Genomic DNA, 12,410 nt, shown 5'->3' on the forward strand with positions numbered 1-12,410 from the left:
GGAAACTTCCGGCCTTTTTTCTTGGGCAGTGATGTCCGAATCGCCTTCTTTATCTATTTGACGATGACGATCCTGGTGTTGGTCGGACCGAAAATCTCGACAAGCTGGTAGAAGTCGGCAGCGTTGTCCGGATGCAGCCGCACGCAGCCATGCGAGGCCGGCTGGCCGAGGCGCCTGACGAAATTGGTCGCATGCACGGCGTAGCCACCCTTGAAGAAGACCGAATGCGGCATCGGCGCGTTGTCATATTTCCTCGAATACCACATCTGGTGCATGCGGGTCGGCTTGAACGACCCGGTTGGGGTGAGATGCCCCCTACCGCCGGTCGAGACTTTCCACGCGAAGGTCGGCCGGCCGTCGACGAGGACTTCCATCGTCTGCTGCGAAAGCGAAATCCGCGCCACGATCTGATTGGCCGCCCGATTGGCGGCCCGATTGGCAGCATCGGCAACGCCGTTGCCGGCGCCGAACAGAAGAACCGTGCCCGCGGTGACGGCGGCGGCGATGTTGATGAGCTTGTCGGAAATGGCAGTGTACATGATATCCCCCTGTCTGCCGGGCATGGCCCGGCTCCAATTCGATGACTGGGCTTGTCGTTGGGTCACGTTTCGAATTGATTTCGCACGGCCGACGTTTCTGTTTCGAAACTGTTCCTCTGGTTAACGGCCGGAGGCCCATCCGAGGCATTTGCAGGGGTGAAACCAAGGACAGGACGGTTTGCCTGGTCGAGCTCGGACCCGCGAAAAGGTACTGCCGTCTCCCGGGGAAAGTGCGGTATTGCCTCACATGAAAGAAATTTGACCTGGCTCGAAACCAATCGGCAACAAAGCGCGGACTCGTGCGGCATGATCTGGATACAGGCCGCCCGCAGAGTTGACCCAACGAAAACAGCCGGCACAAACGAAGATGAACATGCAGTCTAACGCGATCTCCTGGCTGTTCAGGATAAGCATAGCCGGAGTGTTGATTTGCATGCCGCACTGTTTTCGCCACGGTCTGGATCGTGTCCAGCCTGCGCATAACCGGCTCAAGGCCCTCTGGCGGGTCGGTTTTGGGCTGAAGAAGATGCGCGGCACCTCCGGCAACTTGCAGCCGAGAGGACCGAAGGCCCGCGCCGCAACGGGGGGCTCCGATGGCGGCGCGGGCACTTCGGGGTTTTCCCTGAAGCGAACCTGAAACCAAATTTGGGGGACGAAAACGATGAACACGAAATTTGCAGCTTCGGTGCTTTCCGCACTGCTCTACGCACAGGGCCTGCTCGGCTTTGCCGGCCTCGCCACCGTGCTTCTCAGGGATCGTGCCCATGCCAGCGAATTCGTCGCGGCCAGCGAAATGCCGTCAGGTCCGTCGCTTCTCGTGGTGCGCTGAGCGTCTGGGCCTGTGGACAGTACGGTGAGGGCCGCGGCCTCAGTCGGCGAACTGCGTCGGCGGATCGAACCGGTAGCCCGCACCCCGTATGGTGGTAATGGTTTCGGTGTCGAGCTTGCGGCGCAGTCGCACGATGCGCGAATCGATCGAGCGATCGAAGGCATCGGCATTTTCGGCGGGCGCGGCGGCAATGATATCATCGCGCGTCAAGACCTTGCGCGGACTGGCCAGGAACAATCTGAGCAGCGCCACCTGACCCGGCGACAACTGTTCTTCCGTGCCGGAGCGATGCATGACCATGGCCGACCGGAGGTCGACCGTCGCGTTCTCCAGCACGACCAATTCCCCGGCGTTCCGGCCGCGCCGTGCCAGCAAGCCGCCGATACGGGCGGCGAGTTCCCTGACGTTGAGCGGGCTCTCGACGACGTCGGCGGCGCCGAGCTCGAGCGCCAGCACCTTGTCGACGAGATCGGCCGGCCGGCAGATCAGGATGAAATCCGGCCCGCCCTCGCCGCCATGGCGCTTGAGCAGATCACGCCCTTCCGCCTGGCTGAGGCTGTCGCCGACGACAACGACATCGATGCCGTTTCCGGAAAGCAAGGATTCGGCCTCCCACGGCTGCCGCACTGCGCGCACGTCATGACCGCGCCGTTCGAGATGGTCGGCCAGATCGGTTGCGACCACTTCGGCGACGGAAACAAGCGCGATGATGGATCGTGCAGCCATTTTTTTCTACCCTGCAACCCGGCAACCCAAGATGAGTGCTGGACATGATGTTTATACCCAATCTACTTTCCGCTGAAAGTGGGAGCGAGAGCATCGTGCGGGCACGAATTGTCGTCGTCGAGGACGAGCCGGATCTGAGGGACGCGGTTGCCGAGTATCTCGACGCCAGCGGCTACGATGTCGCTACGGCCGAGAGTGCCAGCGCTGCGCGAACCTTGCTGGAAACGCAGTCGTTTCACCTGGCCATCCTCGACATCGCCATGCCGGGCGAGGACGGCCTGTCGCTTGGCCGCTGGATGCGCTCGAAAACGCCGATCGGCATCATCTATGCCACTGCCGCCGGCACCGCGCTCGACCGCATCGTCGGGCTGGAACTCGGCGCCGACGACTACATCGTCAAGCCCTACGAATTGCGCGAGGTGCTGGCGCGGGTCCGCAGCGTGCTGCGCCGCGTGCCGCAGCCGGCCGAGCCGCAGGCCGCCAAGGCCGAAACAACTGCCAACCGCCGTTCCATGAGCTTCGGACCTTTCCATGCCGATCTCGACGGTCGGTTCGTCACCGGCACCAATGGGACGGTCATCGACCTGGCCAAGAGCGAGTTCGACGTGCTGGAGGTCTTCCTGACGCGTGCCAACCGCTTGCTGACGCGTGCGGCGATCTCCGAGGCGATCGGCTTCGCGGAAGATCCTGAATCCTCACGTGCAGTCGATATCCGCATCATGAGGCTGAGGAAGAAGATCGAGGCGGACCCGGCTAATCCGAAATTCCTGCGCACAGTCCGCGGCGAAGGCTATATCTTCTCGCTGCCGACCGGCGAAGGCAACTGAGCGGCGCGACCAACCACTCTCGGTGACACGACTGTGAGATGACGGCTGACCATGACGGCTGAAGCACGCGGCGATAGGCACGGCGTCAGGCAGGGCGCGGCGACGGCCGCTGTTCACATCGTTCGCCGGCTTCACGAAGCTGGCGACTGGCAGCGCGAGATGGGCAGCATCCTTGAAACGCTGTGCGAGGCCATGGATTGCCAGCGCGGCATCCTGTTTCGGCTGCGCGAGCTGCCCGGCGAGGGCTTTGCCCAATCGGTGGCGGCCTACTGGATCGACCCCCGATATGGTGGCGAACTGGCATCGCCGACGGTGATCATGCAGTCGGTCGTCAATTCGGACCCACTGCTGGAACGGTTGGCGGAGGACGAGCGGCAAGGCAAGATCTTCGCGGGACACACGCGCGACCTCGAAGGCTTTCTGAGAACCGACTTCGAAAAGCAGCACATCAAGTCGTTCCTGTCGGTGTCGGTCTTTGCGCATGGCCATCTGTGGGGCACGCTGGCGGTCAACGACTGCGTGAACGAGCGCGAATGGACCGACGAGGAAGTGGCGACGCTGCACATCGTGGCGCTGGCCATCGGCGACGCCATCGAACGATCGCTTTCCGATGCCCACGCCAGCGAAGTCATCCGCCGCACCATGCTGCAGGCCTCGCTCGACGCGATCATCGTCATCGACGAGACCGGTTCGATCATCGAGTTCAATCCGGCCGCCGAAAAGATGTTCGGCTACCAGCGCAGCGACATCCTCGGCAAGGACCTGCTCGACACCGTCGTTCCGGACTATTATCGCAAGGGCTATGTGTCGGGCGCCGAATACATGTCGGGCCGCGGCGCGCCGATGGTCGGGCAGCGGATCGAGACCGTCACCCAGAATGCTGCCGGCGAGGTCTTTCCGATCGAATTGACGGCAACCGAGATGCGGGTCGCCGACCGCCGCCTGATCTTCGGCTCGATCCGCGACCTCCGCGACAAATTGCGTGCCGAGGAGGAGATCGGCCGCCAGCGCGAAAAGCTGCACCAGAACGAGAAGATGGCGGCGATGGGCTCGCTGCTTGCCGGCGTGTCACACGAGCTCAACAACCCGCTTGCCGTGGTCGTCGCCCAATCGACTTTGTTGCACGAGTTCGCTTCAGACCCGCAGACCAAGGTGCGCGCCGAAAAGGTGCGCGCCGCCGCAGAGCGCTGCGGCCGCATCGTCAAGAGCTTCCTCTCGATGGTCCGCCTGCATCCGGCGTCGCAGGCCGAGACCGACCTCAACCAGGTGGTCCGCGCGGCACTCGAAGTGACCGCCTACGGCGCCAGGTCGACCGGCATCATTATCGATACCGATTTCGCCAGCGGCCCGCTGCTGGCCATGACCGACGCCGACCATGTGACGCAAGTTGCCGCCAACTTCCTCATCAACAGCCAGCACGCTCTGGCCGGCATCGGCGGCGACAGGCTGATCAAGGTTCGCACGTTTCGCAGCGATCGCGGCAATCCCTGTTTCTCGGTCGAGGACAACGGGCCGGGCGTGCCGGAAGCGATACGCTCTCGCATCTTCGAATCGTATTTCACCACCAAGCCGGTCGGCGTCGGCACCGGCATCGGCCTGTCGATCTCGAAATCGATCATCGAACGGCACAATGGCAATGTCTGGTTCGAGGAAGTTCTGCCGAGAGGCGCCCGTTTCGTCGTCCAGTTGCCGGCGATCGCCGGCGGCGCGGCCGCCGCCGGCGAAAGCCCGTCGCGCTCGAGCGGATTGCGCCACGCCCTGATCATCGACGACGAGCCGGATGTCGCCGCCTCGCTGTCCGACATTCTGGAGTTGATGGGCATCAAGTCGCGGATCGTGCCGGCCTGGGCGTCGGCCGCCGCGACCTTGTCGGGCCATATGCCGCCGGACATCGTCTTTTCCGATCTGCGCATGCCCGGCACCAGCGGCATATCGATCTATCGCGAACTGCTCGCCGAAAAGCCTGATCTGGCGCGGCGCTTCGTTCTGGTCACCGGCGACCTGATCGGCGCGAAAGCCGAAATCGAGGCATTGCCGGCGCCGCAGCGGCCGCAGATCCTGGAAAAGCCGTTCAGCACGCTGGACGTGCGCGGGGTGCTGTCGGCCATCGCCGAGCAGGCCGCATTGGGCAGCTAGGACTTCGGACTGGTGGAAATCGGTTTTTGAAAAATCCGATGCTCAACAAAGGGGCTTTCCAGAGAAAAAAGACTCCCGGCCGAGGATGCGGCGGGAGCCTGCCTGGAGCGCTGGAGGGGTCGCTCGGGCATCAAAAAACGTTCGGCGTATCGGTCAGCGGCGCGGCATTGGCGATCACGCGAACCGCGCGGGCCTTGTGAATGCCGGATTGCTCGGCAATGACGCGCAGGCACTCCGCACTCTCGGCGCCCCAGGCCTGCCCCTTGCAGACAAAATCGATCTCCGGCATCGGCAGCCGCGCGGTCTTGGTCGTGGTCGGCGCGCCCTTGACGATGTTTGCCGGCGGGTTCAGTGAAGCAAAGGCGGGACCAACAGTCGGCGCGAACGCCATGCCGGCGAACGCGGCGGCGCCCAGCACCACGAACAGCGCCATCGGATGGTCGTTGGCGCGCTGGCGCAGCGCCAGCTTCGGCCGCCGATCCTTGCCCTTCAGCGCTTGCAGACGGCGGTCATTGCAGGCAGTCCGGATTTTCGTATACATCGCGCTTCCCTTCGTGGATCTTCTTTTTTTGTTGAAACGAACTTAGTCGCACCTTGTAACGGACGAACGACGCACGCAAACTGACCGTGTAACAGCTTTGAAACGGGATTTCGGCGGGCACATCCGGTCATCGCAGGGGCGCGGGATCAAATCGCGCCGCCGCTCTGGCCCGGCGACGTCCGGTCGCCACCTTGAGACGCCCTCGCCTGCACCATGAGGCGCTGGTGATTACTGCGGATTCAATTCCCTGAGGATTTTCCGTGCCGCAATGCGCCCAGCCACGATTGCGCCTTCGACATAGCCCGGAAACAACGGCGACAATTCCGAGGATGCGAAATACACCGGCGGCGCGCCGGCCAGGATGGTTTGTTCGGCCTCGGTGGCGCTCGTATCGATGATGAGATCGGCGTAGCCGCCACCGCTCCAGCGATCATCGGTCCAGTCGCGACAGCTGAAGTCGATGAAGCCGTCCGCGTCCGTGCCGAGCGCCTGCCTCAGCCGCGCGATAACCTCGGTGCGCAACGCGGCATCTCCTAGTTCCCGCCAGCGGAGGGCAAGCGGCCCGCCGACGAAGACGACCAACGCAGGGTGGCCACAATCCTTGCTGACGTCACAGGCAAAAAGTGCCGGCGGATCGCGCCACATCACCATGCCGCTCAGGCCCTTGGCGCGCCAAAAGGCGGTGGCATAGCGCAGCTGTATTTTGATCACCGCGCCGCTTTGCCAGACGCCGAAAGCCTTTTGCAAGACAGCCGGCAGCGGCGGCGCGAAGTCCAGCTTCGAAGCCATCATCGGCGCCATGGCGATCAGCGCTATTCGTGCCGTGATCGAGCCCATCGTCGACGCGAGACGAACGCCTCCCGGTCTGCGCTCGATCGTTCTGACCGGCGTGTTCAATCGCAGGCGGTTGCCGAGATCGCCAGCCAGATCATCCGCCAGGGACTGCATGGTTTCGTGCACGAAATACTGCAGCTCCGACACCTCGTTGGTGATACGGCGGTCATTGTCGATGAGGTGCCAAAGCGGCAGTTTTTCAAGCGCTTGGCACCACAGGCCCTCGATCATCGAGCGGAAAGCCGCCTTGGCCTCGCCGGGATCGTTCTGGCGATCGAGCCATGCGGCGACGGTCAAGCCGGCGATAGCCGGATCGCCCGGTGCGATCGCGTTCATGCGGTCGCGGATCGACATCGAGGCGTGGTAGATTCGCTCGACTTGCTTTGCGCCGGTCAGCGGCTGGGCAACGAACTCGCCCTTGGCATAGGTCTCGACCAACGTCTTGCCGCGCGTTCGCACCAAGGCCATCAGTTCCGGCATGTCCTCGCACAGGAACTGACCGCCGCTGTCGATCCGCTCGCCAAGCCCGTTCCACTGGGACTCGACCCGCCCGCCGACGCGGCCGCGCGCCTCGAGCAGCGCAAGATTAATGCCGGCCTTGCTCAATTCATGCGCGGCTGACAGGCCGGTAAAGCCGGCGCCGACGATGGCGATATCGGTTCGTACGGTCTGGCGCTTCAAGAGCCGGCCCTGAAGGTCTCGAAGTCCGCAATCATCCGCGGCTTGAGCTTCGGAGACAACGGTCCTGTCGAGATCATCAAACCCCGCTCGATCGAATTGCAGGTCGCTGGCTGCTCCGCCGGGCGATCCGCTTTACCCAATGGTCTTTTCCAGCATGCTTATCCAGTTGCGGTAGGCGATCTTCTCGATCAGCCCGCGACCGAAGCCGCGCGCGGCGAACGCGTCGAGCAGCTTCGGCAGGCCGGTGACGTCGCCGATCACAGCCGGGATCATGGCGCCGTCGAAGTCGGACCCGAGCCCGACGCCGTCTTCGCCCAAAGCCTGCAGCAGTGAATCGACATGGCGCACCATGACGTCGAGACTGGTATCGGCATTCATCCTGCCGTCTTCGCGCAAAAACCCGGTCGCGAAATTCAGCCCGACCATGCCGCCCGAGTCGCGGATCGCGCCGAGCTGCCATTCGGTGAGGTTACGCGAATGGCCGCAGATCGCATGGACATTGGAATGGGTCGCGACCAGTGGTGCGTCGCTGATCTCGGCGACGTCGCGAAACCCCTTCTCGTTGAGGTGCGAAAGATCGACCATGATGCCGAGTTGGTTGCAGGCCTTGACCAGCGCCTTGCCGGCATCGGTCAGGCCAGGTCCGGTGTCGGGCGTCGACGGGAAACGGAACGGCACGCCATGGCCGAAAGCGTTCGGGCGGCTCCAGACGATGCCGAGCGAGCGCAAGCCGGCCGCATGCAGCACATCGAGCATGGTCAGTTCGGGGTCGATCGCCTCGACGCCTTCGATATGGAACACCGCTGCGATCGACCCTTGCACCATCGCGTTTCGCACATCGCCGGCGCTGCGGCAGACGGTGAGCGCCGACGCTCGTTCCAGCCTGAACAGGATCGAGGCCATGGCGATGGTGGAAGCAAGCGCGTCGGCGCGCGCAATTTCGGGCGGCAAGGGCTCGATCTCGCTCGGCGCGGGAGGAACCGCACTGCGCTTGGATTTCTCGACCGGCGGCGGAAAGATCGCGAACATGCCGCCGGCAAAGCCGCCCTGTTTCGCACGCGGCAGGTCGATGTGGCCACCCGATGTTCCCTCGATGAACAGCTTTTCGACATCCGCGTCTTTCGACTGGTAGAGCCTGAGCAGCGTATCATTGTGGCCGTCGAAGACGGGAACACGATCGGTTTCGGACATCAGGGGATCATTTCGGTTCGATTGGTCGGGCGGGCAATACACTACTTAGGCAAGGCAATACCCACTAGGCAAGACGACCCAGTGGCCAAGGCTGGCCACGGGGTAAGAATGGCCACTGGCAAGACTGGCAATCTGCGCAAATGAAGCGAGCGCTTGTGGCTGCCCGCCCGCAACCGTCATCGTGCGCCGAGGCCTGGCGCCGGGATCGACGCTATTGCTTCAGCACGTCGGCCCATTCCGGGTGACGTCTGAACTGGGCGTTGGCGAACGGGCAGAGCGGGATGATCGTCTTGCCCGCCGCGCGCGCGTCCTCGACGGCGCGGGTAACGAGCCTGAGCCCCGCGCCCTGGCCGCGAAACGCATCCGGCACTTCGGTGTGGTCGATGATGATCTGGTGCTCGCCGACCTTGGTAAAAGTCATCTCCGCCTCGGCGCCGTCAGGCCCGCGCAGGAGATAACGGCCCTTGGAACCGCGATCCTCCAGTTCGACCTCCGGCAATTGGTCAGGCATTGCTTACGCTCCTTCTGCCGGCGTAGCGGACAGGAACCGCCGCGCCGCCTCGATCTCGCTCGACTGGACCTCATGGCCGCCGCCATGCCACTCCACTGTGACGGCGGCGCCATCGGCGCGCAAATAGGCTTCTAGCCGCGACGTCAGGTTGGGCGGACAGATCGGATCGCGCCTGCCTGCTGTGACCAGGATGCGGCGGCCGGCGAGACTTCCCTCGATTTCCGGCTCGAATGGGATCAGCGGATGCATCAGCACCGCCGCGTCGAACAGAGAGGGCGCCGCGAACACCACCGAGGCCAGGATGTTGGCGCCATTGGAATAGCCGAGGCCAAGCACCGACGCGGGCTTTGACGCCTCGACATGCGCCCCGATATGCGCCTTGACGAAGCCAATCATCTTGTCCGTCGCCCGCGCCAGGTCGTCCATGTCGTAGACGCCCTCGCCGGTGCGGCGAAAGAAGCGCGCAGCACCGTCTTCCGAGACATCGCCGCGCGGCGAAACGATAGTCGCCTGCGGCGCGAGATTGCGCCCGAGCGACAGAAGCTGGTTCTCGTCGGCCCCGGTGCCGTGGAAGACGAAGAGCAGCGATCCATCAGGCGAACCCGGCAGTGTCTTGTAGGTGTAAGCGTCCTTGCTCATGGCCTTGTCCTTAATGCATGTCGCGCAAAAGTGCGCAGCGGTTTTGCGATGACGACATGCACAAAACCAAACTAAACGCGCGTCGCCCAACCTGGTCAAACGAAATGCGCTTTTAGTCCTCCAGCTTTTGCAGATGTTGCTCGAGATAAGGCCTCAGATGCTGGTGCTGCGACGGCAGCTTCAGCGCCTCGCCGAGATGGGCGGCGTCCTCGTCGCGGTCGAAGCCCGGCTCGTTGGTGGCGATTTCGAACAGCACGCCGCCCGGCGTGCGGAAATAGATCGCCCAGAAATAGTCACGGTCGATCACCGGCGTCACCTGGTAGCCGGTGTCCATCAGCGCCTTACGCACTTCGAGCTGCTTGGCGCGGTTTTCGACAGCGAAGGCGACGTGGTGGACCGAGCCGGCGCCGAGATCGGCAAAAGCGGCGCCCGGCAGCGATTCGATATCGATGATGTTGGCGCCGTTGCCGTCCTTCACCGCCAGCCTTTTTACGGTGCCGAACGTGTCGACTTCCTCATAGCCCATGAATTTCAGCAACTCTTCCGTGGCGCCGCCATCTTTCAGCCTGAGCGACACCGAGTGAAAGCCGCGAATCGCCTCGTCCGAGGGAACATTGCCCTTCGCCCACGGCGTACGGGTGTCGGCCTTGTTCTCGACCAGCGCAAACCCGTCGCCATCGGGACCGGCGAAGGCTAGGCGCTTCTCGCCGAAGCTCTCTTCGCGCGACAGCCCGGCGACGCCCTCATCGGCAAAACGCTTTTCCCAATAGGCAAGCGTGCCTTCGGGCACCGAATAGACCGTGGTGCCGACCTCGCCAACGCCGTGGCGGCCCTTGCCGATGTTGGGGAACGGAAAATAGGTCATCACCGAACCGGGCGTGCCGAGCTCGTCGGCATAGTAGAGATGGTAGACATCCGGTGCGTCGAAATTGACGGTTTTCTTGACCCGGCGCAGGCCGAGCTTTTTTGTGAAGAACTCATTGTTCTGGCGCGCATCCCTGGCCATCGAGGTGACGTGATGCAGACCCTTGATCTGGTCGAGCATTTTGCTGCTCCTTCGCTTGTCCTGTGCGGCCCATGCCGCGGTCCACGCCAATATGAGGAGCCGCCAGCCGGCGGCAAAGGCCGCAAACACAGAATAGACTGTGCTCTATGGGTGAACAATAAAGAGACGTTTGTTCACCATTTAGCGAACGCCTGAGGCTTGTGTCGCCACAAAAATTCGCTCCATGAGCGGCAGGTTTTCGATGAAGGACACCAGCCGTGGTCAGAAAAGACAGATGCCCGAATGTTCTCCTGATCACCTGCGACCAGTGGCGCGGCGACTGCCTGTCGGCGGCAGGCCACAAGGTGGTGCGAACGCCGAATGCCGACGCGCTCGCCGCCGAGGGTGTGCTGTTTCGACAGCACTTTGGCGGGGCGGCGCCCTGCTCGCCGGCACGCGCTTGCCTCTACACCGGCCTTTACCAGATGAACAACCGCGTCTGCCGCAACGGCACGCCGCTCGACGCCCGCCATGGCAACATCGCGCTCTCGGCACGCAGTCTCGGCTATGATCCGACGCTGTTCGGCTATACCGACGTGTCGCCCGATCCGCGCACGCTGGCGCCAGGCGACCCGCGGCTGAGAAGCTATGAAGGCGTCCTGCCCGGCTTCACCGTGCGCCAACTCCTGCCGGAGCACCAGAAACCGTGGCTGTCATGGCTCGAGGCGCGCGGCATCGATAGCAGCGCCGGTTTTCCCGGTATCCATCGCCCAGCGGACGAAATCGTTGGTGCCACGACGGACGGCGCCGTGACCACCTCACCGCCCGTCTACTCGAAGGACGAGACCCCAGCCGCCTTCCTGACCGGCGAATTCGCCCGCTGGCTGGGCGAACAGGAGGGCGATACACCGTGGTTCGCGCATCTTTCCTTCCTCAGCCCGCACCCGCCCTTCATCGTGCCGGAGCCTTACAACAAGATCTATGATCCAGCCGACGGAACAACCTTCCGCCGCGCCGCGAACTGGCAGGCCGAGGCGCAGAGCCACCCCTACCTTGCCTATGAACTTGGGCAGCAGCAGCGGGCAAATTTCCGCCCCGGCGCAGAGGGCAAGGTGCGCGACTGGGGCGACGACAATTTTCGCCGCATCCGCGCGCTTTATTACGGCATGATCTCGGAAGTCGACGCGCAGCTTGGCCGCATCTGGCAGGCGGTCAAGGCGGCGGATGCCTGGGACGACACCATCATCGTGCTGACCTCTGACCATGCCGAGATGATGGGCGACCATTTCATGCTGGGCAAGGGCGGCTTCTTCGACGGCAGTTTTCATATTCCGCTGATCATCCGCGACCCGCGTCGCCGCAAGGCGGCCGGCGCCAGCGTCGACCGCTTCACCGAAGCAGTCGACATAGCGCCGACATTGCTCGATCTGCTTGGCGAGGTATTCCCGCCGCATCTCGACGGACAATCGCTGAAGCCGTTCCTGGATGCCGGGGAGCCGGACAATTGGCGCGAGGCCGCGCATTGGGAGTTCGATTTCCGCTCGGTTGCCGACGCTGATGCCGAGCGCCATTTCGGCATCGGTCCGCGCCAGTGCAATCTGGCGGTCATCCGCACGAAACAATTCAAATATGTACATTTCGCCGGCGGCCTGCCGCCGCTGCTGTTCGACCTGGAGAAGGATCAGGACGAACTGAGCAATGTCGCTGCCGATCCGGCCTATCTGCCGGTCCGGCTGGAGCTTGCCGAAAGGCTGCTTGCCTGGCGGGCCGAACATCTCGATCAGTCGCTGGCGCTTGCCGAACTGACCGAGGATGGCGTGGTCGGCCACGTCGCAGGCCTGCCACTTTTCCAGTCATGAAAAGGGGGGGGGGGGGGGGGGGGGGGGGGGGGGGTGGGGTGGGGGGGGGGGGGGGGGCGGGGGGGCGCGGGGCGGGGGGGGGGGGCGGGGGGCCGCGGGGGGGGGGGGGGGG

Annotated in this window: 12 protein-coding genes; 4 read left to right on the top strand and 8 right to left on the bottom strand. The window is 63.6% G+C overall.

Annotated features, from left to right (window positions below; genetic code table 11):
* Nucleotides 1-53: 53 nt before the first annotated feature.
* A complete protein-coding gene (locus AC0L2C_RS17285) occupies nucleotides 54-539 on the bottom strand; it encodes a L,D-transpeptidase (protein ID WP_287238309.1) in 486 nt (161 codons plus the stop codon).
* A gap of 661 nt (nucleotides 540-1,200) precedes the next feature.
* On the opposite strand from AC0L2C_RS17285, the gene AC0L2C_RS17290 reads away from it, so the two are divergent.
* Nucleotides 1,201-1,368 (top strand): hypothetical protein, encoded by a 168-nt coding sequence (locus tag AC0L2C_RS17290; protein ID WP_023797130.1) that lies wholly within the window; start codon nucleotides 1,201-1,203, stop codon nucleotides 1,366-1,368.
* A gap of 39 nt (nucleotides 1,369-1,407) precedes the next feature.
* On the opposite strand, the gene AC0L2C_RS17295 is transcribed toward AC0L2C_RS17290, so the two are convergent.
* On the bottom strand, nucleotides 1,408-2,094 hold the full coding sequence (locus AC0L2C_RS17295; protein WP_023797129.1) for a response regulator transcription factor: 687 nt from the start codon (nucleotides 2,092-2,094) through the stop codon (nucleotides 1,408-1,410).
* A 47-nt stretch (nucleotides 2,095-2,141) separates the two neighbouring features.
* Between AC0L2C_RS17295 and AC0L2C_RS17300 the strand changes: the two genes are divergently transcribed.
* Both AC0L2C_RS17300 and AC0L2C_RS17305 read left to right on the top strand, forming a co-directional pair.
* Nucleotides 2,142-2,921, top strand: coding sequence for a response regulator (locus tag AC0L2C_RS17300; RefSeq protein ID WP_063830524.1), 780 nt, complete (start codon nucleotides 2,142-2,144; stop codon nucleotides 2,919-2,921).
* A 51-nt stretch (nucleotides 2,922-2,972) separates the two neighbouring features.
* Nucleotides 2,973-5,057 (top strand): GAF domain-containing sensor histidine kinase, encoded by a 2,085-nt coding sequence (locus tag AC0L2C_RS17305; protein ID WP_473523973.1) that lies wholly within the window; start codon nucleotides 2,973-2,975, stop codon nucleotides 5,055-5,057.
* Nucleotides 5,058-5,187: 130 nt separating this feature from the next.
* Here AC0L2C_RS17305 and AC0L2C_RS17310 read toward each other — a convergent pair whose 3' ends face one another.
* From AC0L2C_RS17310 to AC0L2C_RS17335, 6 genes are all read right to left on the bottom strand, one after another.
* Nucleotides 5,188-5,598: a hypothetical protein gene (locus tag AC0L2C_RS17310; RefSeq protein WP_023797126.1), complete on the bottom strand. Its 411-nt coding sequence runs from the start codon at nucleotides 5,596-5,598 to the stop codon at nucleotides 5,188-5,190.
* 228 nt (nucleotides 5,599-5,826) lie between these two features.
* Nucleotides 5,827-7,113 carry a flavin monoamine oxidase family protein gene (locus tag AC0L2C_RS17315; protein ID WP_473523974.1) on the bottom strand — a complete coding sequence of 429 codons (1,287 nt, stop codon included), beginning with the start codon at nucleotides 7,111-7,113 and terminating at the stop codon, nucleotides 5,827-5,829.
* Between the two features lie 132 nt (nucleotides 7,114-7,245).
* Nucleotides 7,246-8,304 carry a dipeptidase gene (locus AC0L2C_RS17320; protein ID WP_473523975.1) on the bottom strand — a complete coding sequence of 353 codons (1,059 nt, stop codon included), beginning with the start codon at nucleotides 8,302-8,304 and terminating at the stop codon, nucleotides 7,246-7,248.
* Between the two features lie 211 nt (nucleotides 8,305-8,515).
* Nucleotides 8,516-8,815: a GNAT family N-acetyltransferase gene (locus AC0L2C_RS17325; RefSeq protein WP_473523976.1), complete on the bottom strand. Its 300-nt coding sequence runs from the start codon at nucleotides 8,813-8,815 to the stop codon at nucleotides 8,516-8,518.
* 3 nt (nucleotides 8,816-8,818) lie between these two features.
* Nucleotides 8,819-9,454 (bottom strand): alpha/beta hydrolase, encoded by a 636-nt coding sequence (locus AC0L2C_RS17330; RefSeq protein WP_473523977.1) that lies wholly within the window; start codon nucleotides 9,452-9,454, stop codon nucleotides 8,819-8,821.
* 112 nt (nucleotides 9,455-9,566) lie between these two features.
* Nucleotides 9,567-10,499, bottom strand: a complete 933-nt coding sequence (locus tag AC0L2C_RS17335) for a VOC family protein (RefSeq protein ID WP_473523978.1) — start codon at nucleotides 10,497-10,499, stop codon at nucleotides 9,567-9,569.
* 218 nt (nucleotides 10,500-10,717) lie between these two features.
* On the opposite strand from AC0L2C_RS17335, the gene AC0L2C_RS17340 reads away from it, so the two are divergent.
* On the top strand, nucleotides 10,718-12,298 hold the full coding sequence (locus AC0L2C_RS17340) for an alkaline phosphatase family protein (RefSeq protein WP_473523979.1): 1,581 nt from the start codon (nucleotides 10,718-10,720) through the stop codon (nucleotides 12,296-12,298).
* The last annotated feature ends 112 nt before the right edge of the window (nucleotides 12,299-12,410 follow it).

This window comes from Mesorhizobium sp. WSM4845, from assembly GCF_055811455.1.